Consider the following 23,738-nt stretch of genomic DNA (forward strand, 5'->3'; position numbering starts at 1 on the left):
TACGGATTTCGCGCGGAGTGTCCGTGGAGGGCCGTCTTGGTCACTTCTGGAGGGTGAAGGACGACACCGGCGTCCGTCGATCACTGAGGAGATGACATGACCGCCCTGACGATGACCCGTTCGAGGAAGACCACCCAGCAGCCGACATCCGATCGCACGTCGAAGTGGTTGTCCTACCCAGAGGCGGCCGAGCTCTCCACGCTGTCGGTGCGGTCGCTGAAGCGGCTGACTGCGGCGGGGAAGCTGCCGTGCTACGTGGTGGGGGGCAAGGTGCTGCGGCTCAAGGCGTCGGATGTGGAGGCCCTGTTCGTGCCCGCGGACGAGTGCCGAGGGCGGTGACCGTCCACGCATCTGGATCCCTGGAGTGCGCGCCCCCATGGGGGCGCGCACTTCGAGTTTATGCCGCGGGTCCGGCGCCGACAGGCGCGTCGGGTCTCAGGCGTCGTCGGGAGGATGGGCCAGGGCGGTCATGCGCTGGGCGAGGTCCTTCTTCCGGTCGTTGACGGCTTCTTGGTAGCGCATGGCGACGTGGATGTCGCTGTGGCCGGCGAACTGCATGAGTTCCTTGGTGGTGGCGCCGCTGATGGCGGCCATGGTGGCGGCGAAGTGGCGCAGGTCGTGGAAGCGGAAGTCGGGGCGTCCGATCTGGTGCCGAGCCTTGTAGAACCCGTTCCCGGGGTGGGTCTGCTTGCCGGTGCGCTTGTTGAACCGGGGTGCGTGGCCGTAGACCTGCCCCGGGGTGAGGGGGAGGCCCTCGTTTCCGGGGAAGACGAGTGCGTCGGCGTCCGACGCGGTGAAGGTGGCGAGGTGCAGGTGGACGTCTTCGATCAGGTGGGGCGGCAGGTAGACGGTCCGGCGTCCGGCGACGGACTTGGGGGTGGTGATGAGTCGCTGACCCGACACGGTCACGGCTGCTTGCCGGACGGTGATCGTGCCTTCGGCGAGGTCGAGGTCGCGGCGGCGGAGGGCTGTGAGTTCGCCGAACCGGAGACCGCACCACGCGGCCAGGAGCACCAGGAGCTGGTGGCGTGGGGGCATCGCTCGGGCGAGGTCCTGGACCTGGGCGACGGTGAGCAGCGTCACGTCCTTGGGGGTGGATCGTGCTGTGGCTCCCTCGACGGCGACGGGGGACTCTGTGACCAGTCGGCGGGCGACGGCTGTGCGGAAGATCGACTTGAGCAGGGAGTAGGCGTGTGAGCGCATGGTCGGGGCGTCGGGGAGGGTGCGGTACCAGGCGTTGATGTCCTGATGGGCGATGGACGCCAACGCCCGATCATGGAGCGGGGCGAACCATCGTTCGTGGATGTCCAGGTAGTGCTCGCGGGTTCGGTCCTTCAAAGGGCGTCCCTTGACCAAGCGGTTGTCGATCCAGTCGCGGGCGAACTCGTCGAAGGTGGTGGACGCAACCTCGACTTGCCGACGACGCTCGGCGGGAGGTGTCCACTCCCCGAACTCAATGAGCTTCAACTCGCTGGCGAGCCAGCCCTGTGCGCGCTCGCGGTTGGTGAAGGTCATGCCTGCCCGGTGGAGCTTGCGGTCCGGCCCGGTGTAGCGGACCTTGAACCGACCCCTTGTCTCTATGATGGTGCCGAAGCTTCGGTGCTCCGGTTTAGTTTCTCGCCGTCGAGTCGCCAACCGTCCAGAGAGTTCCCCGCGGGGAACTTGTGGGGAACTTTGACTGGTCAAAATGGCCCTTTCTGCTCGGCCCGTCATGCGATGTTGAAAGGGTATCTTGTGGGTGTCCCTCCTAGTCAATGGTCACTTAGCTCGCTCTGTCATGCGTTGGCCGACAGAGGCTGATTTGGTCCATTCACTAATTCAAGTCCAGTTAGGCCCACCCGTTCAAACCCCCTCCCACTAGGGCAGGGGGTTTTACCATTGCGCGGCCGGGGTGACTTATGGACAACTCAACGATCCGGCCCCCCTCGAGCGACACTGTTCTCGACTGCCCTGCGGCCCGCCTGTGTCGATCTGGTCGTACTGATCCCCAGAGAGTTGGCGATCTCGCGCTGGCTGGACCCGTCTGCGACCAGGGCGCGCAATGCCAGCGCCCGTCGCAGCCGGGCGACCTCCTCCTGATGTAGGGCGCTTCGGTACTTCACAACCAAGCTCATAAGGCCAACTTATGTACCGGATGAAGACGTTTCCTGATGGACTGTGCGAACGCACTGTTACATGTAACACTGGATGCATGGCGGTGAGAGAGCGGGTGAGCGAATACCGGCGGCGGATGCGGGAGCGCGGGTACCGACCGGTGCAGGTCTGGGTACCCGATGTGCGCACGCAACAGTTCGCCGCTGAGGCCCGTCGGCAGGCCACGCTGGTGGCCCAGGTCGATCGAACCGGTGACGACCAAGCGTTCATCGAGGCCGTGTCGGCGCCGTGGGAGGATGCGTGATCCGCGGTGAACTCTGGACGGTCGCCGGTGGTGTCTACGCTTCAAAGCCCCGCCCGGCGCTGATCGTCCAGGACGATCTGTTCACCGCAACCGACTCGGTGACCGTGGCGCCCCTGACCACCACCCTGACGGACGCGCCGCTCCTTCGCGTGCGTATCACACGCAGCGAACTGGCAGGCCTGGCCCATGACAGCGACGTGATGGTCGACAAGCTCACCACCGTCCGCCGCAGCAATGTTCAGACCAGAGTCGGCCGGCTCACCGCTGAGCAGCTGGCAGAGTTCGAGCGCTCCTTGATGACGTTTCTCGGCCTCGCCCGATAGGCACGTCCGACGTCTGCTGCGGGCAGCCTCACCCTGACACTCCCTCAACGCCACGCGGCTGGACGCGCCCGCGTCCGCGCTTGAGCCTCCTCCGGGCGTTTGGACCCGAGGAAATGGCGCCATGGCGCCACAATCTCGGGTCCACATGGGGAGCAGGGGGTCCCTTCACGCCTTGCCGGGGGAGCCTGGGGCAACTCGTCAGGGGAGACCGGCCCGGGTGAACTCTTGCTGCAGCCGCGGGCGCCGCCGGTGAGTTTCGCGCAGTTCGCGGATGAGCGCTTCAATGTTCTCGGCCTCGTTGGTGCCGCGGGTGAGGGTGCGCAGGTGGGCCAAGCCGCGTGCGGCGGCACGGTAGTGCTGCGCGTCTGCGTATTCCAGGTGCGCCAAGATCTGACGCGTCTGAACGGGGACGACGGCGACCGGATCGAGTTTCTCGTAGCGATGGGCCAAGGTGTGCCACACACCGGTCTCGCTGTAGTCGAGGTCGAGGTCGTGGGCGAGGTCCCAGGCCAGCTGGGCGTCGTCCAGAGTGTGCAGGGCGAACGCTACGGCTTCTCCCGGCCGCTGTCGCAGCGTATCCATGACGCAGTCGCGGTGGTCAGGCCACGCGTCTCGGGCGGCATGGCGGACGTCGTCGGCGTGGGTCGCGGTGGGCCAGCGTTCGACCACCGCCAGCCGGGCTGCGAGTTCCTCGCCCGGCCGGTGGTCGGCCAGAAGACGGCACCAGAGCTGGGCGGCCTTCACGGACTGGTGGCCGCGGTCGAAGAAGGTTGCCTGTCGGGCCCAGTCGATGGCCAGGTCGATCTCGCCGATCTCGTCGAATGCCGTGGCGGTGTCCTCGAACCAGGCGGCGACCCTCCGGTCACGGGCGTGGGTGGCGATGATCGCCTCGATGTCACGATCCCAAACGGCCAAGCGGCGGACGTTCCATTCCAGGACGAAGCCTGTGTGCCGATCCTGCACCTGCTGTTCCCAGCCCGAGGGGTCGGTCGCACGCTCCAGCATGGAGGCCTGCTCCTCCTCAGGTGTGGGTGGTGGACCGAGCGCTGTTGCGATCTCGGCGAGGTTGGCGCGGTACAAGGCCATTCCGCGATCCCCCAGCGCAGGCCCGTAGGCCGCAGGGTCGAGGGTGAAGAAGTCGACGACACCGTCGAACTGGAAGGCGATCATCCAGGCCACGAGACGGGCTGCCGGGGGAGGAGCAGTGGTGGCGAGAGCGGCGTGGAGGGCCAGGAGGTCGTAGATCGCGGCGCCAATGATGCCGCTGGAGTCGTCTGCGCGAGCGCTGGCTTTCAAGGCGCTTGCCAGGGCGCGCTGGGTGACGGCCAAGACCTCGGCAGCTGGCTGGGTCTGGGCTGCTTCGCTCAGGCGAGCGACCGCTTCATGGGCGCTGTAGCCGTAGCTGTTGGCTGCGCCCCAACGGTGCAATCCGGCCCTCGTCCGCACCAGGGGGAGGACCTCATCAGCCAACGACCCCATGCGTCGCCGCCTTTCGTCTGATCGTGCCCACGGCGAGTGTGCCATCACTGGCGCCTCTTGTAGACGGATACATCTACAAGTACCGTGCGGCCCTGGCCGAGTCGACAGCCATCCGCATCAGTCGAGACACACATGCGCGCGTGACCACCTTGTCGGCTGAGCGCAACGAGATGATCTACGGCGCCTACACGCGGAACGTCACGCCCCCGTCGTGCACCGTCGCGCTCATGCCGGGGTGACGCGAAGGTTCGGGGGGCACCGGTTCAGCGTAGGCTCCCCGGCGAGCGCCGACGCACCTGAGGAGTCTCGTGAGAATCGACCTGAAGAATGAGCGCAAGGACCTCTACGCTCCGCCTACCGCCGACTTCGTTGAGGTGGATGTGCCGAGTGTCACCTATCTGGCTATTGACGGTCACGGCGACCCGAACACCTCCTCCACGTACGCGGACGCCGTCGGCGCGCTCTACACCGCGGGGTACGGCGTCCGGGCCGCGTTCAAGGAGCGCACGGGGGACGACTTCGTCGTCGGTCCGCTGGAGGCGCTGTGGACGAGCTCGGACCCGGAAACGTTCGTCCGCCAGGAGAAGAGCGCCTGGGACTGGACCCTGCTGATTGCCCTGCCTGACGCGGTGAGCAGCGTGGACGCCAACGCCGGGATCACGCACGCAGCCCAGCGAAAGTCCGAGCTACCGGTGGGGGAGGTGGAGCCGCGGGTCATCGCCGAGGGACGCAGCCTGCAGATCATGCACGTGGGCAGCTACGACGACGAGGGGCCGACCCTGGCGCGGCTGCATCACGAGGTCATGCCGGCGCTGGGCGTCACCTGGAACGGGCCGCACCACGAGATCTACCTCTCCGACCCCCGCCGCGTCGCGCCCGAGAAGCTGCGCACCGTCCTGAGGCAACCAGTCATCGATGCGGTGGCGCCAGAGTGACGCAAGCGCTGTCGGTGCCGGGTGATCACGCCTCAGTTACGGGATGACACCGCGGGGTGGTGAGGGTCGGGGAGGGCGACGTAGACCTCCTCGGTGAACTCATCCAGACCGTGATCGCCTCCTTCGCGGCCGAGACCGGAGTGCTTCACACCGCCGAACGGCGCGGCGGCATTCGAGATGAGCCCCGTGTTGGCGCCAATCATGCCGACCTCGAGACTTTCGCTGAGCCGCAGGATCCGGTCGAGGTCGCGGGTGAACACGTAGCCGGCGAGGCCGATGGGGGTGTCGTTGGCCAGCTCGATGGCCTCCGCCTCGGTCGTGAACGTCGTGATCGGTGCGACGGGGCCGAAGATTTCCTCGCTCAAGATCTCGGCGTCGTGGGAGACCCCGGTGAGCACGGTGGGTGGGTAGAACCAGCCCGGCCCCTCCAGCGGTTCGCCGCCGGTGACCACCCGGGCGCCGTCCGCGACCGCGCGCGTCACGAGCGCGTGCACCCCGTCGCTAGCGGTTTCCGTGATCAGGGGCCCCACGTCCACGCCGGCGTCCAACCCGTCACCCAGGCGCTGGTTCGAGAATCGTTCGGCGAGGCCGGCGGCGAAGGCGTCCGCGACGTCCGCGTGCACGATGAACCGGTTGGCCGCGGTGCAGGCCTCACCCATGTTGCGGAGCTTGGCGGCCAGGGCTCCCTCGACGGCGACGTCCAGGTCCGCGTCCTCGAACACCAGCAGCGGTGCGTTACCGCCGAGCTCCATTGAGCACTTCAGCACGTTGTCAGCGGCCTGTCGGAGCAGTTGCTGGCCCACCGCAGTCGAGCCGGTGAACGACAGTTTGCGCAGCCGCGGGTCGGCGATGATCGCGTCGGTCACGTCGTGGCGGGAGCTGGTGATGACGTTGACCACGCCGTCCGGGACGCCGGCGTCGCTCAGGATCTTCACGAACAGCAGCGAGGTCAGCGGGGTGAGGGACGCCGGCCGCAGCACCACGGTGCACCCGGACGCCAGGGCCGGGGCCACCTTGCGCGTCGCCATGGCGAGCGGGAAGTTCCATGGGGTGATGAGCAGGCAGGGCCCCACCGGACGCCTGACCACCAGCTGGCGCAACGACCCCTCGGGCGAGGGCCGATAGGACCCGCTGATGTGCGCCGCCTGCTCGGAGAACCAGCGCAGGAATTCAGCGCCGTATGTGACCTCCCCTTTGGCTTGGGCGAGCGGTTTGCCCATCTCCAGCGTCATGACGGTGGCGAGGTCGTCGGCGCGGGCGGTCACCAGGTCGAACGCACGCCTCAGTATCTCGGCCCGCTCGCGCGGCGGCGTCCGGGCCCATGCGGATGCTGCCGCGGCGGCCGCCTCCAGGGCGGCGAGGCCGTCGTCGACGCCGCCATCCGCGACGTGGGCGATGGTCTCGCCCGTGGCCGGGTTGTCGACGGCGATGGTGCCGCGCGCGCCGTCGCGCCACGTGCCGCCGATGAAGAGGCCCGAGGGCAGGTCGGCGGGCAGCACGGGCGGACGCGGGCTCATGCGGCGCCGTCCCGATGGTCGAGGGCGATCTCGATCCACCCATGGAGGTCGGCGTCCCGGGCCACACCGTCGGCATCAATCCGCAGCCAGCCCGGCCCCATGGGCTGTTCGGACGCCCCCATCACCGCCGGGTGCGCACCGGGCCGGGTGAGGAGTTCCTCGTGCCGCTCGGGATCAATGCGGACGAGCAGGTCCCCGTCGCTCCCGACCGAGACGACCATGGCCTCGTCGACCATGAAGGCGCGGCCGCCGAACATGGACACCTCCCGGACGCTGCGCTCCGCCGGCAGCGCGGCGCGCACCCGGGCGCAGAGATCATCGCGTGGGCTCATGGCTCAACGCTAGGGCGTCACGGGCAGTGAGCGGGGGTAATCGGCGGCTGTGCCGAGAGCACAGGGGGAGGCGTCTGACCTCCATCAGTGCCCTGCGCCCACTAGGGTCAGCGGGCGGCGTCCGGCACCGAGAGGGGCACCTCGGCGTCCGGCTCGTGGGTGAACCGGTTGCGCAGGTCGCGGCGGCACAGCTCCATGATCCAGAGCCACACGACGTGGCCGAACAGCTCGGAGAAGTGCTCCTCAAAGGGCTGGTCCCAGGGCGCGGGCACCGTCCCGAAGGCAGGCATGATCACGATGTGGAAGGCGACGTAGACGACGAAACCGAACACGGCGCCCTGCCACAGCTTGATCTGCGGCCACTTCTCGGCGACGACCGCGTAGAACACCATCACGCCGATCGAGAAGGCGAAGTGCACGATGAAGCTGATGATCGGCAGCTCGTTGCCGGAGTAGGTGTAGGTGAGGTGCGTGATGTCGAAGGGGACGCCGAGCTGCTCGAGCAACTGCTGGGGAGGATTGGTGGCGTTGCGCTCGGGGGTGCGCGGCGGGAACGGGACTTCCCAGCCGAACTTCACGATCGCGCCGATCGCACCGGCGATGACGCCGACGAGGGCTGCGGTCGCGTAGCGGCGGCGGGCGGGATCGGTGACCTGCAGAGCCATGGGAACCTCTTCCGAAGCTGGGTGGGGTGCGAGGGCAGTCCATCTGTAGCGAGCCCCTGGAGCGCACGTCAATGGCCCTGGACGTCCGTGCTTGTGGCGCGATGGTTGAGTGTCGAGGGTTGGGACGCGGTGCCCTGAGGCCACGGTACGGGATCGCGACCAGCTCGCGACCTGCTCGCGAGCCGCGAAAAACCAGCGCTGAGTGACCACGCCGCCATCTAGGCGCGCTTGTCGCCCACGGCTCTCAGCAGGGCTTCCACGTCTTGCCGCCGGGTGCGTAACAGCGAGGCCCGGTGTAACCCAGGTACGGGTTCGAGCTCTCCTTCTTCGACGTGGCTGTTGTCTTGTTCGAGGACGCCTTGGTGGTCGTGCGCTTGGTGGAGGGCTTTGCTGCGGCCGCACGCTGCTGACGGGCCACCTCGGCCTGACGGGCTTCCTCGGCGAGGCGTGCTTCCTCCGCGAGGCGGGCTTCCTCGGCGAGGCGGGCTTCCTCCGCGAGGCGTGCTTCCTCGGCCAGACGTGCCTCCTCGGCGAGGCGCACCTCCTCGGCCTTGCGCAGCTCGCTCTCCTTGAGGCGGGTGAAGTCTTGCTCGCGCCTCTCCTTGCGCTTCTCGGCATCGGTCAGGGCGCTGGCCAGCTTCTCCCGGTGCGCGGCGGTCTCACTCGCATAGATCGCGTGCAGCAGTGCATGCTTGCCCGTCTCGACGCCGATCAGCCGCTGCTCCAGCGCTTCACCCGCGAGGATGCCGCTGGTGAGCGCGGAGATGTTCGCCGTGGCGGCAGCGGAATCGGTGGGGGTCTGCGTGCCCAGCTGGGCCAACGTCTCGACCGCCTGCTGCACCTGGGCCGGAAGCGTGCACGTGACCCCGTCGTCATAGAGACCGAAATTGTCGCGTTGGGCGGCGCGCTGGGCTTCCGCGACCTCGTCGTAGTACCGCGCGTTGGGCTCGTAGAGCACCGCGGCCCCGAGGCCGCGTCGCGCGATCTCTGCGTTGACCAGGCTTTCCGATTCGAAGACTGCTGCCAGGGTTCGCCCGTAGCGATCGGTGCGCTCCTCGTCGTACTTCAGGCGAACGCGGGTGCCCGGTGGGAGCCTGTCGGTCAGGAACGCGGACGCCTCCGGCCCCAGGCATTCAACGGGTCGCTGGGGATCCTTGGTCTCGGGGGCGTCGACGTTCAGCAGCCGGATCGTCTGGTCGTGGCCGGCGACCGTGGCCACGAGGGTGTCTCCGTCGATGACCCGGACGACTGTCGCAAACGACTCTGCCTGGGCCAGGAGCAGGCTGGGAAGGGCGACGGTGGTCACCACCAGCCCCCCCACCACGGCCATTGTGGTCTTGCTCACAGGTCTCCTTCGTCTCAACCGGGTTGTCGCGGTCAGCGCAGTATTCGAGATGAGCAGATGAGTGCGTCACCCTGCACGCCGGGCCCGGACAACACCATGCCGACGCCGCTGATCAGCGGCTCGGTGATGATATCTATCACAGACCGTGGTGGGTTCGCTGAGCACGGCGGTCCCCCCGAGTCTTCGTAACGCGATGAATTGCAGACTGCAAGACGGCGATCACACCAGGAGGGGCTTGCCTCGCGCTGGGGCCGATCATCCCCGCTCCGTGAGGATCAGGTGTGCATGGATGGGCGTCCCGCTCCAGGGAGATCTCAGGACGTCACGCGCTCGATGATCGCGGACGCGACGGCGTCCGGCTCGTTCTGGGGCAGCCAGTGGGTGGCGTCCAACTCGACGAACCGGTAGTCAGCGGCGACGAAGTCGCGGGTCTTCTCTGCGGCGACACGGTCCAGGTAGGGGTCTCCGTTGCCCCACACGTACGTGGTGGGGACGCGGACGATCAGGTCGGTGGCGGGCTGCGACAGGGGGATCGCCCGGTACCAGTTCATCGGTCCGGTCAGGCGCCCGGGGTCGGCGTAGCGCTCGGCGTACCGGCGGGCGTCCTCGGCGTTGAGCCCGGACGCGGTCAGCGTCCGCTCCAGGGCGGGCGCACCCGCGCGCTCCGGCAGCCAGGGGAGCTGGAAGAACCCCATGTACCAACTCCGCAGCGCCTGCTTCGAGTGAGGAATCGCCCACATCGCGGCCGAGGGGTGCGGCGTGGCCAGCACCACCAGCGACGCGACGCGCTGCGGGTGGCGGGTGGCGAGATCCCAGGCGACGCCGCCGCCCCAGTCGTGCCCGACGACGTGGGCGCGCTCGATGCCGGCGGCGTCCAGCAGGGCCAGCACATCGCCGGAGAGCTTGTCGAGGGTGTAGTCGCCGCGACGTTTCGGCATGGCCCCGGGGGAGTAACCGCGCTGCTCGGGCGCGAGCGTGCGCAGCCCGGCATCGTGGAGCAACGGCGCGACGCGCTGCCAGCTCTGGGCGTCCTCGGGGAAGCCGTGCAGCAGCACGACCGGGTCGCCGGCGCCGGCGTCCGTGTAGTCGAAGGTGAGTCCGTCATGGGTGTAGGTCGGCACGACCCCACGCTAACCGACGCGGCGAGGCGCGGATACTCCATGGAATATCGGCGGCAGCGTGGGTGCTGAGGGCGCATGAAGAACATCGGCTTCCTGTCGTTCGGGCACTGGTCGCCCTCGCCGCACTCGGCGGTGCGATCGGCGTCCGACGTGCTGCTCCAGTCGATCGACCTGGCCGTCGCCGCTGAGGAGATCGGAGCGGACGGAGCGTACTTCCGCGTGCACCACTTCGCGCGGCAGCTGGCCTCGCCGTTCCCGCTGCTGGCGGCGATCGGCGCGAAGACGAGCCGCATCGAGATCGGCACCGGCGTGATCGACATGCGTTACGAGAACCCGCTCTACATGGCCGAGGACGCCGGCGCGGCCGACCTGATCGCCGGCGGACGCCTCCAGCTCGGCGTGAGCCGTGGTTCGCCCGAGCAGGTCGTCGACGGGTACTCGTACTTTGGGCACACGCCCGAGGACGGCGACCACGCCCGCATGGCCCGCGAGCACACCCAGGTGCTGCTCGACGTGCTCAAGGGTGAGGGGTTCGCCGAGCCGAACCCGCGTCCGATGTTCCCCAACCCGCCCGGGTTGCTGCGCATCGAGCCGCACTCGCCGGGCCTGCGCGACCGCATCTGGTGGGGTGCCGGCTCGCGCGCCACCGCCGAGTGGGCGGCCGAGCAGGGCATGAACCTGATGAGTTCGACCCTGCTCACCGAGGACACCGGCGTGCCCTTCCACGAACTGCAGGCCGAGCAGATTCAGCGGTTCCGCGACGCGTGGGCCGCGGCGGGTCACACCAGGACGCCGCGTGTCTCGGTGAGCCGGAGCATCTTCCCGATCGTCAACGAGACCGATCGGGCGTACTTCGGCCTGGAATCGCGCAGCCAGGACCAGGTGGGACGCCTCGAGGGCGGCCTTGCCCGCTTCGGCAAGACGTACGCGGACGAGCCTGATCGCCTCGCGGCCGCGCTGGCGCAGGACACCGCGATCGCCGCCGCAGACACCCTGCTGTTGACCGTGCCCAACCAGTTGGGCGTCGACTACTGCGCGCACGTGATCGAGTCGCTGCTCACCCATGTCGCTCCCGAGCTGGGGTGGCGCTGAGCTAGGTTCGTGTGCTCATCCTGAAGCCAGCCACGACGCGGTGCCGCGCAGGCTTGCGTACCTGAGCGACCGGGGGGTAGGGGTCAGCAGCGCGTAAGTGACACGTAAGCCAGCAAACATCGCGGATACGAGATGTTAAGGTCCACCATGGTCAAGCGCCCCACTCCGTTCGCCACCAAGCGCGCCGGCGACAGCGTCGGTGCCAACCTCGCTGTTTGGCGCCGCCTGCTGGGCCTGCCAGCGTCGGTGGTCGCCGAGCGCGCGGGGCATCTCCGTCTCCACCCTCAGTCGCCTGGAGAACGGGGACACCGGCGTCGGTCTCGCGACGTTCCTCAACGTCGCCGGCGCGCTGGGAATCCGTGATGCCGTCGTCCAAGCCACCGACCCCTTCGAGACCGATTTCGGCCGTGCCCGCGCCGAGCTGGCCCTACCCAAGCTCGTCCGCCGATGAGTGAACGCATCGAGGTCGCGGTCGATGTCGGTGGCCGAACCATCGCGGCAGGGACGCTCCATGTCACCGTGGGGCGGACGCTCACGAGCAGCTTCCAGTACGGGTCCGAGTATCTGCGCGACACGGACGCCTACGCGCTCGCCCCGCAGATGTCCTTGCTGGACAGACTTGTGGCAGCAGGTGAAGACGGGGCAGGTCGAGTGAAACATCCGCGTGATCACCACCAAGAGCGCCAAAACCAGGACCGAAGAGCCGTTCACGCTCACCGAACAGGTCCTGAGCGCCCTCCAGTCAGCCATCGACACTAGGCTCGCGGCCAAGTAGAGGAGACCTCATGGTCGAGTTTCGCACGGTGCCCATCGACGCCGGAGTCCGCGCTGTGCGTGCGTGGGCCGAGATGGACTGGCCTGTCACCAGCGAGCAGGCCGCAGCGATGAGGAATCGGCTCGGGTGGTCGGAGTCGTCAGAGGACGCCCGCGCGTTCACCACCGATTTCGGACTCGATTCCCATGACGGGAGCCTGGGCGTTGACCATGGGCTGCTGGCCGAGGTGGCCTTCCGGCTGTCGACATTGGCGCCGAGGGGAACCGAAGGGGAGGTGGCGGAGCGGTCGTGGGCGGCGTTCGCGGCCTATGAGGCGGCGTTCACGGCACTGTGGGGCCGACCGAAGCAACACTCCCATCGCGGGGTGAAGAGCGATGACTGGGTACTGCCGAACGGGGCTCAGGTGATGTTGGCGGGGTTGGACCGAATGATCAAGGTCGAGGTCGAGTCGCCAGCGTTGCGCGAGATGCTGGAGGCGACCGACGACGAGTGACGTGCTGCGGTGGTGGCACGGGGAGAGCGTGTCCTTGGCCTTCTGAGGGGTCTCTACTCGTGATCGGCCACACCTCGATCAAGCACTCCCCAGGTAGTGCCCAAGCGCACGTGCTGAAGACACGTCGGAGAACGCCGGACTGACGAACGGCTGGGCGGACGGGACCTTCCGGCCCTACGCCCACACCCACCGCGACGCCACGGCCGCGTTCTTCCAACGCTTCACCCAGGACAACGGCTTCTCCCACAACAGCGAGGCCAACCGCTGAGGCGCGGGCCTCAGCCGAGGTCCACCACCTCGTAGCTCCACAGCTCGGCGCTGAGACCGACGGGGCGTGGGGTGGGGGACGCGGTCGGGTGCTCGCCGAACGCCGTGGGGGTCGATTCCGCGGCCGGGGAGACCCCACCGTGCTGGCGGGACAGCTCGGTGTCGCGTCCGCCGTGGGCGCCGCGGAAGTTCGAGGAGTTCATCCAGCCCTGGAACGACTCCTCGTCGCGCCAGCGCGTGAGGACGAGCCAGACGTGACGATCGGCGTCCAGCGGCTTGAGGAGCTCGAACCCCTCGAACCCGTCCTGGCCGTCGACCGCTCCGGCGCGCTGGGCGAACCTGTGGGCGAGTTCGTCTCCGCTGTCGGCCGGGACGGTGATGGCGTTGATCTTTGCGATGGTCATGGTTGCCAGCGTGGCTCGATACTCTGCTCCGTTCAACCGCCCCCCACGGATTCTGGCTCTCAGACCAGCTTCGAGGCGGAAGTTGATTAGTTCAATTCGGTGACTCTCAGGAAGGGTGTCGGTGACCCGTTAGCGGTTGGCTTCGCTGTTGTGGCTGTAGCCGTTGTCCTGGGTGAAGCGTTGGAAGAACGCGGCCGTGGCGTCGCGGTGGGTGTGGGCGTAGGGCCGGAAGGTGCCGTCGGGCCAGCCGGTGGTGATGTCGTGCTCAGCCGCCCAAGAGATCTCGGCGTAGAACGGATCGGTGGGCGCCAGATCGCGGAACGGTGACACCGTCGGTGGGGCGTACTCGGGCGAGCCGGAGTAGCGGTAGAGGAACGCCATCATCGCGTTGCGGTCGATGGGCGCGGTGGGTCGGAACGTCCCGTCGGGCCAGCCGGTGGTGACGCCCTCGTTGGCGGCCCACACGATCGCGGCGTAGTGCTCGGTCGCGGGGGTCACATCAGCAAAGGGTTCGGTCAGCCCGGCCACGGACGGCGACCCGGCCGCCCGGTACAGGAACGCGGCCATGGCGTCGCGGTTCACCGCGGTGGCGGGCCGGAACGTGCCATCGGGCCAGCCGGTCGTGAGGCCGGCGTTCTTCATCCACACGATCGCGTCGAAGTGCTCCGTCCCGACCGGCACATCGCCGAACGGCGGCACTGCGTCCGCGCAGGGCAGCGCGCCCGCCCGCAGCGCGCCCGGCTGCTCGCCATCGGCGAACCACCACGCGGGGCGGACGCCGTCGGTGCAGAGGTCGGCCGTGGCGGTCGCGAAGCCCTCGTTGTTGAGGTTCGGCATGGACGCCGGCCGCTCGACGTGGACCAAGCCGGGGGCGTCCGTGCCGTTGAACGTGATCTGCGTCGCCAGACCGTTGCAGCCGTTGTCGCACACGGCCCACAGCACGCCGAGGTCGGTGTCCCAGTCGAGCGCCATGACGCCCCCCAGGGAGGGGATCGTCTCGCTCACCCGGGCGAACGTGCCGTCGGCGTTCAGCGCGTAGCCGTACACGTGGCCGTTGGTCTCGAGCGCCACGAAGAACAGGCCGTCACCGTGGCCGGGGTGATCGGCCGGGTCGTACGGCTTGCCGAGCGCGTCGTCCCACAGGACGCCGGCGAGGTCGGCGTCCGCCACCCACTCGACGGCCTCGAGGCCGGTGTTGGCGGACACGTCCGGCAGGTCGGCGGTGAGATCCCACTCCTGGGACGCCACGATCGTCGCGCCCGCGGCGTCCGGGTCGATCTGCAGCACCTTGTTCAGGTTCACGCCCTTGGCGTTGTTGACGCGCTCGACGGCCACGTACAGGGACCCGTCGCCCGACACCGTGATGCCCTCGGCGTCCGGACCCGCGGGGCCGGTGCCGGCCTGGAAGCGAATGTTCTTGCCGTTCTCCCAGCCCTGGGCCAGCGCGAAGGAACCGTCGGCGGCCACGTGGGACTTGAAGATCGTGCCGGCGTCGTTGTCGACGCCCCACAACACCGAGCCGTCGTCGGTGTGCTCGACGTCGAGGCCGGAGGAGTCGGCCAGGAAGGTGGCGGTGGTGTCGAGGACGGTCACGTCCGGCGAGCCGGGCCAGGTGATCGTGTTGATGGGCGTCTCGGGCTCCGGATCTTCCGGGATGACGCCGTCGCACGCGTTCGGAAGGCCCTTGGTGGAAGCGATCTGGTCGACCATCGGGCCGGTGGTGTCGGGGCAGCGGCCGATCGAGACGGCGGCGTGGGCCGCCCAGGCGGACTCGGCCACGACCGTCCCGTTGGCGTCCCGGACGCTCGCCACGTCATTGGCGCCGAGGCCGAACGAGAAGTGGGTGCCCTGGTCGAAGACGAAGTACGCACCTGCCCCGAGCACGGTGCCGGACGGCAGCGGTGCGGTCTGCCCGGCGTGGCCGAAGGGGTCGTCATCCATGACCGTCCAGCCAGAGAGGTCGATCGGCGCGTCGGAGGCGTTCACCACCTCGACCCAGTCGGTGGCATCGCCGTCGGACTCGATCTCGTTGATGACGATGCCGCCGGGGCAGTCGTTGAAGCCACCGGAGGTGGTGTACGTGACGACCCACTCCTCACCAGTGACGTTCGGGCAGCGGGAGAAACCGGCGACGGCTTCGTCGCCACCGATGGCGGGGTGCGCCGTCCAGCTGAACGACTGGAGCGCGCTGGCCGGGTCGAAGGCCGTCTCGCCGGGGCCGAAGAGGTGCACGGAATCTGCGCCGCCGAGACCGAAGGTGAACGTCCCGCCGTCCACGACGAGGTAGCCGCGCGCCGGGACGGTGGTGCCGGCCGGGAACGCGTAGCGGTGCGTCTCGTCGTTGGGGGCATTGTCGGTGAGCACGTAGCCGCCGATGTCGAGGGGCTGGGTGCCGGTGTTGAAGAACTCCACCCAGTCGAGCGGGCCGGAGTCGACCTCGTTGAGCACGAGGTTGCTGGGGCCGACCTGTTCGACGTCGCAGTCGTTCGGCGCGCCGAGGGTGACGCTGTTGGCCTGGAGGAAGTCGCCGGTGCCGTCCGGACAGCGCGACCAGCTGGGCAGGGAGTGGGAGGCGAACGTGTGGGCGTCCACCACGGTGGTGCCGTCGGGGAGGTAGAGCCGAGCGGCATCGCCGTTGCCCAGGCCGAAGGTGAACCCCGGCGTGCCGTTCTGTGTCAAGACGAGATAATCCCCGGCACCGATCACGGTGCCCTCGGGCAGGGCGTCGATGCGGGTGTCGTCGTCGTCCTTGATGAGCCACCCGGAGACGTCCACGGGATCCGTGCCGGTGTTCGTCAGCTCGATCGCGTCGGCCAGGACGGGATCGTTGGTGACGATCTCGTTGATGCGGATGCTCGTCTCCGCCGCGTGGGCGTCCGGCTGGCCGGTGGGTGACAGCAGGGTTCCGGCGGCCAGGAGTGCCGCCGCCCCGGCCAGGGCAGTGAACCTGCGGGACGTGGACGGCTTCCGCTCAGACAGCATGGCTGTCATCAAAGCTTGGGCGGGTGAGGGGCCGGTGTCGCGCGGGTGAACAGCCGGCCAACCGGAGTGATGGCTCGATGGGGTGGGAGCTCCGGACGCCTCTGGACGCGGCGACGCGCCCGGCTCAGGTGAGCGGGCGCGTCGGGTCGGTCGGGGGCGGGGATGGCCCCGGTGGTCAGCGGTGGTCGACGGGGGCGTCGACGGTGCGCGCCGCACCGGGCTTGCGGAACGCCAGGGTGGCGAGCGCAATGATGCCGATGAGGTAGATCACCCCGAAGATCTGGTGCACGAGCGTGAGGTGCAGGTGCCCGAGCACGATCTGGAGGACGCCGAACAAGGTCATCCCGAGCGCGTGCCACAACAGGCCCCGGTTGCCACTCTGCCGCGACCAGATGAACGCGGCGATGGCTCCGATGGCGGCGAACGTGGTGGTCGCCTCACCCATGCGGGGGTGCAGCGGCCACGGGCCGGCCCAGCCGAAGCCGGTGAACAGCTGGTAGAGGGCGATGAGGGCGGCCAGGACGGCCGCGATGCGGAGCAGGACGAGAGACCAGTGTGACTTCATAGGTTTCAGTGTGGTTGATGCGAAGGGTGGGCCCAAGTCGGTGGCAATCGGGCGGTCGATCCGCCGGGTGGCGACGAAAAGACCGCAGTGAGTGCGCGCTCACTCGGGGTCGCCCGCTCAGCGCGAAGCTGGATGAGAATCGAGTGTCGGCTTTTCGTCGCTGCGGCCCGGTCACTGCCGGTGCTGCCGGGGCTGCCTGCGCTGCCGGGACGAGCGGCCACAGGCCGCCAGAGACCAGGCACCCACGGCACGCGAGCCACGACCCGGAGGGTACCGACTCGAATGCCTGCTCTCGGGTGGGAGACGCGGGCCGCCCGGATGACTACGGTGGGAAGGGCACCGGGGCGCCTTTTGCGCACCGGTTCGGCGAACGAAGGAGTCGACATGAGTGAGCAGAAGTCCGAGGTCCAGAACCTGACGGCGCCCGCGGAGGGCACCGAGACCCTCGATGCCGCACCCCCCGCGGTGGACGCCGGGCAGGTCGCTGACGGCGAGCCGAAGGACTACGGCCGCGACACCACGGGCGTCGACCAGGCGGTGGGCGCCGAGACCCAGGCCGGCGAGGAGCGCAACGACTCCCGCGGCGAGGTCATTCCCTGACGGTCAGCCGAACGCGCTGATACGCGCGCTCAGCCCAGGCGTTCCAGCGTCAGGGTGAATCCCTGGGCGCGCAGACGGCCGACCAGCGCCTCGCCCATCGCGGACGCGGGGGTCAGGACGCCGGCGCGCTCGGGGAGGTCGTCACGCGCCAGGCTGAGCGCACTCTCCCCGAGCATGATGGCGGTGCCGTCGTAGCCCGGGTCGTGGTCGGCGGCGACGACGGCGCGGTAGCGGGCGCCGGTGGTGGTCGTGGTCGTGATGTCGAGGCGGAAGCGTCCGGTGGCGCGGCTTTCGGCGTCCGGCCCCTCACCCGGGGCGGGCAGCAGGCGGTCCAGCAGCGTGCGGGTCGGCTTCCACGCCAACCCGGCGAACAGCACCCCCATCCCCACCGACAGGCCCCCGGCGCGCAGCACGCCGCGCGGCCCCGTGCCAAGCTCGATGAGCTCCCGATAGCGCAGCCCCCGGCCGTAGGACCAGTCGGTCAGCGTGTTCGAGAGCCGCACCACGCGGGCGTTGTGCGCGGCCATGACGAACGGCCCGAGCCACCGGCCGGTCCCCGGCTCGCGCTCGGCGGGCAGCAGCGAGCCCTTCTCCTGGGCGCCCTCCGGCTCCTCGTCGCGCCGCGGGCTGAGCAGGTGGGGGTCGGCGAGCAGCCGGCGGGCGGCCGGATCCTTGCGCCACGTGATGGCCATCTGGCGCGCCGAGTCGAGTGTGCCGCCCGAGATGCCGCCCCGCAGCGAACGGACGACGAGGGTGGTGTCGGTGAGCGTGCCCTCGCCGTCGGCGTCCGCCCGGTCGGCCAACAGCAGCACGCCGAGATCGGACGGCACGGAGTCGAACCCGCACGAGTGCACGATCTTGGCCCCGGTCTGGCGGGCGCGGGCGGTCGCCGTGTCCACCGACCAGTGCACGAACAACGGCTCGCCGGTGAGATCGGCGTAGTGGGTGCCCTCCTCGGCGCAGGCGCGGACGACGAGTCGGCCGTCGCGCGCGTAGGGCCCGACGGTGGTGACCACGACCCGCGTGCGGGACGCCATCGCCCGCAGCCCCGCGGCGTCCGAGGCGTCCACCTCGATCAGCGGCCAGTCGGAGGCAGCCTCGCCCAGGTCGTCGCGCAGCCGGGCCAGCCGGGACGCCGACCGGCCCGCCAGCCCGATCCGGACGCCCTCGCCGGCGTGTTCGGCCAGATGGCCTGCGGTCAGGGATCCGACGAAACCGGTGGCACCGAGCAGGACGATGTCGAGTTCACGATCAGTCATCGCTCCACTCTGCCATGGCCGCCACGGGTGACGGCGCAGCCCGAGGTCGACGCCGCCCGGGGATCGCTCCGCTACCGTGGACGCGTGGCGCCACGACCCCGGATCCGCCTCCTCGCGGCCGACGACGACCCCCAGGTGCGGGCCGCCTACCGCGACCTGTTCGCCCACCACCCCGAGGTGGAGCTGGTCGGCGAGGCGAGCGACGGGGCCGAGGCCGTCGAGGCGTACGCCCGGCTGCGGCCCGACGTGGTGCTCATGGATCTCCAGATGCCCCGGGTCTCCGGCATCGACGCCATCGGCCAGATCCACCAGCGGTGGCCGGACGCCATCGTCGTCGCGATGACGACGTTCGGCACCCAGGAGTACGTCGTGGCCGCGATCCGGGCCGGGGCGGCGGGGTATCTCATCAAGGGGGTCGGCGGCAGCGGCCTCACCACCGCGCTGCGCCAGGCCGTGGCCGGCGACATGCCGCTCAGCTCCACGGTGCGGCGCGAGCTGGCGGCCGTCCTCAAGGGGGACGCCGCGAGCCCGCCCCCGCAGCACGACCTCACCCCCCGCGAGACCGAGCTCCTGCGCTGGCTGGGGCACGGCTTCACCAATGCGCAGATCGGGGCCCGGATGCACCTGTCGGAGGGGTCGGTGAAGCAGTACGTGGCGCGCATCGGCGACAAGCTGGGCGTCACCTCGCGCACGCAGATCCTGGTCCGGGCGATCCAGCTGAGGGTGGTCGACCCCAGCGACCTGCCCCCCATCCACGATTGACGGCAGGGTCGGCGAGGACGCCCCGCGTCAGCCGCAGCGCTCGACGGCGGCGGTGAGCTCGTCATCCTTGAGCACCGTCGAGAACCCGGCGGGCACCGCCGCGCACACCGCGGCCGCGTCGCCGGCGTACTCGATGTGGAACACCGCCTTGCCGTCCGCCAGCATCGGGGCGTACGCGTCACACTCGGCGTACGCGACGCACTCCTCGTTCACCGCGAAGTCGACGACGCCGCCGAGTTCGGGCAGCACCTCCACGGCGTTCTTCAGCCCGAGCGAAAGGCCCCGGGCATGAGCGGCCTCGGCGAGGGCCCGCACATAGGCCACCGTGTCGCCCCGCGTCAGGTCGAACCCCGTCTCGGCGCCGTACCCGTCGACGTTGTCGGGGTCGACCGCGTCGAATCCCTTGGCTGCGCAGGCGTCCAGGCGCGCGGTCATGATCGGGAGCAGCACGTCGAGCTGGCGGGTGTCGAGCCAGCGCTCGCCCTCCCAGTCGTCGAGGGGTTCGCCCAGCACGGGGGCGGGAAAGGCGTCGGCGTCGGAGCGCCAGTCCTCCCAGCCGCCGGCGTTCACGTAACAGATCGTCCGTGCCCCGGACGCCTCCGCCGCGGCCACCCAGTCGGCCGGGGCGTCCTCACCGTCGACGTCGTAGACGCCGACCCCCGGCTCCAGCGCGGGCATCTCGGCGTAAGCGATCTGCCAGGGGGCGCCCTGCTCGGGAGCCCAGACCTCCGGCGTCGCCCCGGCCGTCTCCGCTGCGGGCGAGGCCGACGGCCCGCCCGAGGCTGCGACCGGTGCTGCGGTGTCGGCCGGGGTGGGCGCGGCAGGGGATGTCGGGTGGGCACGGCGGGCGTCCGGGGACGCCGGTCCGGCGCTCGCGGCCGCGCAGCCCGTCACCCCGCAGCCCGCGATCGCGAACCCCGCGATCGCGACGAGCGCGACGACGAGCCGGGTGGGGGTGGAGCCGGCGCGCCGGGGGTGGGTCACGGCCACGCCTCCGGCAGCCGTGCATAGGGGTTGGGGAGGGTCGCATCGGTGACCCACACGAACGCCGCCCCGCGGCGCGCCGCGACGTCGCGTGCCGCCGTGATGTCGGCGAGGGGCACGCCGTGCACGAGGTGCCACGTGGGCCCGGCGGCAGGGCGGTCCGGCCAGGCCAGACCGGCGTAGGTGCTCCACGCGCACTCCGACACGCAGGTGACGTCGGCTGCCGCCACGACCTCCGGCGCGCACGGTGCCCCGGGATTCAGCGCCACCTTCGTCGCCCCGTCGGCGCGCAGGGCGCCGATGAGCTCCAGCGTGGTGCTGGGCGCGTCGGTGCTCACGCAGTCCAACATCACGCCGCTCACCCCGTACCGCTCGCGCCACGTGGCGGCGTCGCGACGGACGGCGTCGGCGTCCCGCTGCCCGTACCCGGTGTTCACGTACCCGAGCAGCGGCGTCCGGATGCCGGGGCGCAGGGCCTCCGTGTAGTAGGGGTCGCCCTCCGGGCCCGGCCCGCTGGCCACGTTGACCACGGCGAATGCGAGGCCGAGCGGACCCTGCCGGAGGAACTCCCAGGCCGTGGGGTGCTCGGCCGGGTGCAGGTAGAACGGCGCCGCCAGCTGGGGCCCGTCCGGTGTCAGGGTCACCATGCGCTCGGGGAGGCGTGGCGCGACGCGCCGACCGCGGTGGTGAGAACGAGACTGGCCGCCATCCAGGCACCGTAGCGCACGGCGTCGGTCGAGCCGTCGGCCAGCCAGACCGCGGCCGCGAGGGTGGCCATGCCGGCCAGGCACATGAGGGCGGAGGTGGGCGCGTGCCCCGAGCGCAGCAGGATGGACGCCGCCGCCGTCAGTGCCGAGACGGCGATGGCCGCGGTGGCCAGGGGCACCGTCCACGGCAGGCCGAGCACGGCGGCCGTGGCCCAGCCCGTGAGCTCGCCGACCCCCGTGACCGCCCAGACCGCGAGCACCCCCACGGTGCCGCTGGCCCACAGGGCGATGCGCCAGGTCGTCGACACCGAGGCCACGCTGCGCGCCGAGCGGGCGCAGAACTCGTGCAGGGGGTCGGCGGCGGCCGACGCCAGCAGGCCGGCGGTGGCGATCACGATGAACGCGGGCCCGAGCCGGCCGAACAGCAGGGCCAGGATGCCGAGCAGGGCCGCGACCTGCAGGGTCGTCCAGCCGACCGAACGGGTCAGGGCGGGCGTCCAGGCGGGAGCGGCACCCCCGGCCCGGCGGGCGAGCACGAGCAGTGCCCAGCCGGTGGCGCCGGCGATGACGGCGTAGGCCACCGCACCGTCGAACCGGGTGCCCGGCAGGGCGAGCCCGGTCAGCGACAGTGCGGCCCCCGCGGCGACGATGCCGGTGAACCGCCAGCCGGCGAGCAGGCAGGTGCCCACCGCCCCGACGACCCCCCACGCCGCCCAGGCGACGATCGCCGGCTGGGCCCAGGCGAGAGCGACCACCGCGCAGCACACGACCACCGCGATCGCGAGCCGCAGGGCGGTGGCGGACGCCGCGGCGAGCCGCCCCTGCCCCAGCCCCCACCACAGGACCGCGCCGAGGATCTGCCCGCCCAGCCAGGACGCCGCCCCGGCGGCGAAGACGGCGGGCGGATGGTCGCCGTTGGCGAGGGTCATGACGCAGAGCACCACGCCACCCAGCAACGCCAGCGCGCGGGCGATGGCGGGCGCGAGGCCCGCCGCGGGTCGGGGCGTCACCACGGCGCCGTGCCCCTGGTCGGCCAGCAGATGCGCCGCGTGGTCGAACGCGTCGTGGTAGCCGGCGCGGATGGCGTGGGCGTCCCCGAACCCCTGGGACTCGAGCCGCGCCGTGGCGTCGAACACGTCGACCGACCCCGCCACGGTGGCCGGAATGCTCGCCCACGCCTCCCCCGGCGTGCCGGTGTAGCCGCTGGCGCTCATGCCGGCTCCAAAACGGTGGCGGCGGCCCGGACGCCCCCCGCCCGGTCGGGCACGAGGGTTGCCACGCGCGCCGAGACGGCCCGGGCCGCAGCATCGTCGTACACCGCGCGGTAGGTGTCGGCGAACACCTGCAGCGAGAAGACCTCGAGGGCCCGCTCCCGCGCTGCCAGCCCCATGGCATGGCGGGCGTCGGCGTCGGTCAAGAGGGTGACGAGGGCGTCCGCCATCGCTGCGGGCTCGCGCGGCGGCACGATGAGCCCGGCGGCGCCGTCGCGGCCCGTGCACTCGGCGACGCCACCGACGTCGGTGCTCACGGTCGGGCGGCCCTGCATCATCGCCTCCAGCACGGTGAAGGGCAGCCCCTCCGAGATGGACGACAACGCCACGACCTGCCCGGCCTCGATGGCCGGACGCGCCGAGGGCGCCGGCCCCTCGAAGGTCACCACCTCGCCCAGCCCCAGCAGCGCCACCTGCTCCACGAGCGTGGCGTGGTAGGCCTCGTTGCCCGCCGGTACGGGGCCGAAGAGGCGCAGCCGGGCGTCCGGCACCCGCGCCATGACGAGGGCGAACGCGTCAATCAGGGTTGCCAGGTCCTTCAGCGGGTCGATGCGGCCGACGAAGCTGACGACCGGATCGGCGGGCTCGCTCTCCAACATCGGGAACAGGGAGGGGTCGACGCCGTTGTACACCGGTTGGATGCGCTCGGGGTCGGCGCCGAGGCGGGTCTCCCAGCGGCCGTTGAAGAAGTTCACGGGCGCGATGATCTCGGCGTCGGTGTAGGCCAGCGTGCACACCGAGCGGAGGAAGGCCAACAGCACGTACCGGACGTTCCACGGCCACCCGGCCGCGTGCAGGGCCAGGTAGCGCTCGCGCAGGAACACGCCGTGCTCGGTGAGCAGCAGCGGCGTCCCGGTGCGCCAGTGGCGGGCCAGCGCCATGAGCGCGGCCGGGCCGTTCGAGGTGGCGTGGATGACGTCCACCTCGGGCCAGTCGGCGTCCATGAGGGCGAGAGCCCGGTCGGCGTGCACGGCCGCGGCGGCGGCGTCCGACGCCGTGAGCGCCGGTGTGCCGGGCACGTGGACGCGGTGGGCCTGCCAGGCCTCCAGGATCGGACGGGTGGAGCCGGTCTGGGTGAGCAGCCAGTCCAGCGCCTGGTAGCTCGGCACGGCCAGCCGGCCCAGCGCGTCGCGGAGCCGGTCGATGTTCTCCGGGTCGGCGGGGTTGCTGGGCAGGACGGCCGCCCACAGGTCCCGCAGTGCCTCGCGGGTGCGGCGGAGCTCGCGGCCGGTCGTCCGGGGTCGCCAGGGGCGGGTGCCGACGTGTGCGTCCCACATCGGCACGCACGTCGTCGAGGCCACGTTGGCCGGGGCGTCCCACACCGGGGTGCGCTCCAGCCCGACGATCGTCACCACGTCGAAGGTGTGTTCGGGCAGGTGGGTGAGCAGCTGGTCACACCAGGTGCTCACCCCTCCCTTCGCCACGGGGTAGGTGCCCTCGTTCAGCAGTGCGATGCGCATGG

At 70.4% G+C, this 23,738-nt stretch carries 24 protein-coding genes; 9 read left to right on the forward strand and 15 right to left on the reverse strand.

What is annotated here, in order from left to right; translation table 11 throughout:
- Positions 1 to 96 precede the first annotated feature (96 nt).
- Positions 97 to 339 carry a helix-turn-helix domain-containing protein gene (locus IFY26_RS00240; protein ID WP_232547000.1) on the forward strand — a complete coding sequence of 81 codons (243 nt, stop codon included), beginning with the start codon at positions 97 to 99 and terminating at the stop codon, positions 337 to 339.
- A gap of 96 nt (positions 340 to 435) precedes the next feature.
- On the opposite strand, the gene IFY26_RS00245 is transcribed toward IFY26_RS00240, so the two are convergent.
- The gene (locus tag IFY26_RS00245; protein WP_232547001.1) at positions 436 to 1,515 is read right to left on the reverse strand and encodes a tyrosine-type recombinase/integrase; all 1,080 of its coding nucleotides are present in this window, start codon (positions 1,513 to 1,515) and stop codon (positions 436 to 438) included.
- Between the two features lie 676 nt (positions 1,516 to 2,191).
- Here IFY26_RS00245 and IFY26_RS00250 point away from each other — a divergent pair.
- Both IFY26_RS00250 and IFY26_RS00255 read left to right on the forward strand, forming a co-directional pair.
- Positions 2,192 to 2,398, forward strand: coding sequence for an antitoxin MazE-like protein (locus IFY26_RS00250; RefSeq protein WP_232547002.1), 207 nt, complete (start codon positions 2,192 to 2,194; stop codon positions 2,396 to 2,398).
- A complete protein-coding gene (locus tag IFY26_RS00255) occupies positions 2,395 to 2,721 on the forward strand; it encodes a type II toxin-antitoxin system PemK/MazF family toxin (RefSeq protein ID WP_232547003.1) in 327 nt (108 codons plus the stop codon). Before IFY26_RS00250 ends, IFY26_RS00255 begins: the two co-directional genes overlap by 4 nt.
- 198 nt (positions 2,722 to 2,919) lie before the next feature.
- On the opposite strand, the gene IFY26_RS00260 is transcribed toward IFY26_RS00255, so the two are convergent.
- On the reverse strand, positions 2,920 to 4,200 hold the full coding sequence (locus IFY26_RS00260) for a hypothetical protein (RefSeq protein ID WP_232547004.1): 1,281 nt from the start codon (positions 4,198 to 4,200) through the stop codon (positions 2,920 to 2,922).
- Between the two features lie 308 nt (positions 4,201 to 4,508).
- Here IFY26_RS00260 and IFY26_RS00265 point away from each other — a divergent pair, with 308 nt between their 5' ends.
- Entirely contained in the window at positions 4,509 to 5,135 is a 627-nt protein-coding gene (locus IFY26_RS00265; protein ID WP_232547005.1) for a GyrI-like domain-containing protein, read from the forward strand.
- 32 nt (positions 5,136 to 5,167) lie between these two features.
- On the opposite strand, the gene IFY26_RS00270 is transcribed toward IFY26_RS00265, so the two are convergent.
- The 5 genes from IFY26_RS00270 to IFY26_RS00290 all read right to left on the reverse strand — a co-directional run bounded on the left by IFY26_RS00270 (position 5,168) and on the right by IFY26_RS00290 (position 10,115).
- Positions 5,168 to 6,652, reverse strand: a complete 1,485-nt coding sequence (locus tag IFY26_RS00270) for an NAD-dependent succinate-semialdehyde dehydrogenase (RefSeq protein WP_232547006.1) — start codon at positions 6,650 to 6,652, stop codon at positions 5,168 to 5,170.
- Positions 6,649 to 6,984 carry a TfoX/Sxy family protein gene (locus tag IFY26_RS00275; RefSeq protein ID WP_232547007.1) on the reverse strand — a complete coding sequence of 112 codons (336 nt, stop codon included), beginning with the start codon at positions 6,982 to 6,984 and terminating at the stop codon, positions 6,649 to 6,651. Before IFY26_RS00275 ends, IFY26_RS00270 begins: the two co-directional genes overlap by 4 nt.
- Positions 6,985 to 7,091: 107 nt before the next feature.
- Positions 7,092 to 7,649 carry a YagU family protein gene (locus tag IFY26_RS00280; RefSeq protein WP_232547008.1) on the reverse strand — a complete coding sequence of 186 codons (558 nt, stop codon included), beginning with the start codon at positions 7,647 to 7,649 and terminating at the stop codon, positions 7,092 to 7,094.
- 244 nt (positions 7,650 to 7,893) lie between these two features.
- Positions 7,894 to 8,994, reverse strand: coding sequence for a thermonuclease family protein (locus tag IFY26_RS00285; RefSeq protein ID WP_232547009.1), 1,101 nt, complete (start codon positions 8,992 to 8,994; stop codon positions 7,894 to 7,896).
- A gap of 314 nt (positions 8,995 to 9,308) precedes the next feature.
- Positions 9,309 to 10,115 (reverse strand): alpha/beta fold hydrolase, encoded by an 807-nt coding sequence (locus IFY26_RS00290; protein ID WP_232547010.1) that lies wholly within the window; start codon positions 10,113 to 10,115, stop codon positions 9,309 to 9,311.
- A 75-nt stretch (positions 10,116 to 10,190) separates the two neighbouring features.
- Here IFY26_RS00290 and IFY26_RS00295 point away from each other — a divergent pair, with 75 nt between their 5' ends.
- From IFY26_RS00295 to IFY26_RS00305, 3 genes are all read left to right on the forward strand, one after another.
- Positions 10,191 to 11,207, forward strand: a complete 1,017-nt coding sequence (locus tag IFY26_RS00295) for an LLM class flavin-dependent oxidoreductase (protein ID WP_232547011.1) — start codon at positions 10,191 to 10,193, stop codon at positions 11,205 to 11,207.
- A 199-nt stretch (positions 11,208 to 11,406) separates the two neighbouring features.
- Positions 11,407 to 11,658 (forward strand): helix-turn-helix domain-containing protein, encoded by a 252-nt coding sequence (locus IFY26_RS00300; RefSeq protein WP_232547012.1) that lies wholly within the window; start codon positions 11,407 to 11,409, stop codon positions 11,656 to 11,658.
- 352 nt (positions 11,659 to 12,010) lie between these two features.
- Positions 12,011 to 12,475, forward strand: a complete 465-nt coding sequence (locus IFY26_RS00305; RefSeq protein WP_232547013.1) for a DUF6301 family protein — start codon at positions 12,011 to 12,013, stop codon at positions 12,473 to 12,475.
- Between the two features lie 278 nt (positions 12,476 to 12,753).
- Here IFY26_RS00305 and IFY26_RS00310 read toward each other — a convergent pair whose 3' ends face one another.
- From IFY26_RS00310 to IFY26_RS00320, 3 genes are all read right to left on the reverse strand, one after another.
- Entirely contained in the window at positions 12,754 to 13,146 is a 393-nt protein-coding gene (locus IFY26_RS00310) for an antibiotic biosynthesis monooxygenase family protein (protein WP_232547014.1), read from the reverse strand.
- A 129-nt stretch (positions 13,147 to 13,275) separates the two neighbouring features.
- Positions 13,276 to 16,128 (reverse strand): lamin tail domain-containing protein, encoded by a 2,853-nt coding sequence (locus tag IFY26_RS00315; RefSeq protein WP_232547015.1) that lies wholly within the window; start codon positions 16,126 to 16,128, stop codon positions 13,276 to 13,278.
- 175 nt (positions 16,129 to 16,303) lie between these two features.
- Positions 16,304 to 16,693, reverse strand: a complete 390-nt coding sequence (locus IFY26_RS00320; protein WP_232547016.1) for a hypothetical protein — start codon at positions 16,691 to 16,693, stop codon at positions 16,304 to 16,306.
- A 384-nt stretch (positions 16,694 to 17,077) separates the two neighbouring features.
- Here IFY26_RS00320 and IFY26_RS00325 point away from each other — a divergent pair, with 384 nt between their 5' ends.
- A complete protein-coding gene (locus IFY26_RS00325) occupies positions 17,078 to 17,293 on the forward strand; it encodes a hypothetical protein (RefSeq protein ID WP_232547017.1) in 216 nt (71 codons plus the stop codon).
- Positions 17,294 to 17,322: 29 nt separating this feature from the next.
- Here IFY26_RS00325 and IFY26_RS00330 read toward each other — a convergent pair whose 3' ends face one another.
- Positions 17,323 to 18,552 carry a saccharopine dehydrogenase family protein gene (locus IFY26_RS00330; protein WP_232547018.1) on the reverse strand — a complete coding sequence of 410 codons (1,230 nt, stop codon included), beginning with the start codon at positions 18,550 to 18,552 and terminating at the stop codon, positions 17,323 to 17,325.
- Between the two features lie 84 nt (positions 18,553 to 18,636).
- Here IFY26_RS00330 and IFY26_RS00335 point away from each other — a divergent pair, with 84 nt between their 5' ends.
- Complete coding sequence (locus IFY26_RS00335; protein ID WP_232547019.1) at positions 18,637 to 19,314, forward strand: response regulator; 678 nt, start codon at positions 18,637 to 18,639, stop codon at positions 19,312 to 19,314.
- Positions 19,315 to 19,341: 27 nt separating this feature from the next.
- Here the strand turns inward: IFY26_RS00335 and IFY26_RS00340 are convergent, their stop codons facing one another.
- Genes IFY26_RS00340 through pelF form a run of 4 tightly spaced genes read right to left on the reverse strand, consistent with a single transcriptional unit; the run spans position 19,342 to position 23,736 of the window.
- The gene (locus IFY26_RS00340; protein ID WP_232547020.1) at positions 19,342 to 20,298 is read right to left on the reverse strand and encodes an endo alpha-1,4 polygalactosaminidase; all 957 of its coding nucleotides are present in this window, start codon (positions 20,296 to 20,298) and stop codon (positions 19,342 to 19,344) included.
- The gene (locus tag IFY26_RS00345; protein WP_232547021.1) at positions 20,295 to 20,945 is read right to left on the reverse strand and encodes a spherulation-specific family 4 protein; all 651 of its coding nucleotides are present in this window, start codon (positions 20,943 to 20,945) and stop codon (positions 20,295 to 20,297) included. The genes IFY26_RS00340 and IFY26_RS00345 overlap by 4 nt, the downstream gene beginning before the upstream one ends.
- Positions 20,939 to 22,219 carry a hypothetical protein gene (locus IFY26_RS00350; RefSeq protein WP_232547022.1) on the reverse strand — a complete coding sequence of 427 codons (1,281 nt, stop codon included), beginning with the start codon at positions 22,217 to 22,219 and terminating at the stop codon, positions 20,939 to 20,941. The genes IFY26_RS00345 and IFY26_RS00350 overlap by 7 nt, the downstream gene beginning before the upstream one ends.
- The gene (gene pelF / locus IFY26_RS00355; protein WP_232547023.1) at positions 22,216 to 23,736 is read right to left on the reverse strand and encodes a GT4 family glycosyltransferase PelF; all 1,521 of its coding nucleotides are present in this window, start codon (positions 23,734 to 23,736) and stop codon (positions 22,216 to 22,218) included. The genes IFY26_RS00350 and pelF overlap by 4 nt, the downstream gene beginning before the upstream one ends.
- Positions 23,737 to 23,738 lie beyond the last annotated feature (2 nt).

Source organism: Propioniciclava soli (assembly GCF_014858005.1).
GTDB lineage: Bacteria > Actinomycetota > Actinomycetes > Propionibacteriales > Propionibacteriaceae > Propioniciclava > Propioniciclava soli.

Excerpts from the sequence above, each read along its gene's own strand:
- IFY26_RS00240 (WP_232547000.1), top strand. The coding sequence starts at position 97 with ATGACCGCCCTGACGATGACCCGTTCGAGGAAGACCACCCAGCAGCCG.
- IFY26_RS00245 (WP_232547001.1), bottom strand. The coding sequence starts at position 1,515 with ATGACCTTCACCAACCGCGAGCGCGCACAGGGCTGGCTCGCCAGCGAG.
- IFY26_RS00250 (WP_232547002.1), top strand. The coding sequence starts at position 2,192 with ATGGCGGTGAGAGAGCGGGTGAGCGAATACCGGCGGCGGATGCGGGAG.
- IFY26_RS00260 (WP_232547004.1), bottom strand. The coding sequence starts at position 4,200 with ATGGGGTCGTTGGCTGATGAGGTCCTCCCCCTGGTGCGGACGAGGGCC.
- IFY26_RS00270 (WP_232547006.1), bottom strand. The coding sequence starts at position 6,652 with ATGAGCCCGCGTCCGCCCGTGCTGCCCGCCGACCTGCCCTCGGGCCTC.
- IFY26_RS00275 (WP_232547007.1), bottom strand. The coding sequence starts at position 6,984 with ATGAGCCCACGCGATGATCTCTGCGCCCGGGTGCGCGCCGCGCTGCCG.
- IFY26_RS00280 (WP_232547008.1), bottom strand. The coding sequence starts at position 7,649 with ATGGCTCTGCAGGTCACCGATCCCGCCCGCCGCCGCTACGCGACCGCA.
- IFY26_RS00295 (WP_232547011.1), top strand. The coding sequence starts at position 10,191 with ATGAAGAACATCGGCTTCCTGTCGTTCGGGCACTGGTCGCCCTCGCCG.
- IFY26_RS00310 (WP_232547014.1), bottom strand. The coding sequence starts at position 13,146 with ATGACCATCGCAAAGATCAACGCCATCACCGTCCCGGCCGACAGCGGA.
- IFY26_RS00315 (WP_232547015.1), bottom strand. The coding sequence starts at position 16,128 with ATGCTGTCTGAGCGGAAGCCGTCCACGTCCCGCAGGTTCACTGCCCTG.
- IFY26_RS00320 (WP_232547016.1), bottom strand. The coding sequence starts at position 16,693 with ATGAAGTCACACTGGTCTCTCGTCCTGCTCCGCATCGCGGCCGTCCTG.
- IFY26_RS00325 (WP_232547017.1), top strand. The coding sequence starts at position 17,078 with ATGAGTGAGCAGAAGTCCGAGGTCCAGAACCTGACGGCGCCCGCGGAG.
- IFY26_RS00330 (WP_232547018.1), bottom strand. The coding sequence starts at position 18,552 with ATGACTGATCGTGAACTCGACATCGTCCTGCTCGGTGCCACCGGTTTC.
- IFY26_RS00345 (WP_232547021.1), bottom strand. The coding sequence starts at position 20,945 with ATGGTGACCCTGACACCGGACGGGCCCCAGCTGGCGGCGCCGTTCTAC.
- IFY26_RS00350 (WP_232547022.1), bottom strand. The coding sequence starts at position 22,219 with ATGAGCGCCAGCGGCTACACCGGCACGCCGGGGGAGGCGTGGGCGAGC.
- pelF (WP_232547023.1), bottom strand. The coding sequence starts at position 23,736 with ATGCGCATCGCACTGCTGAACGAGGGCACCTACCCCGTGGCGAAGGGA.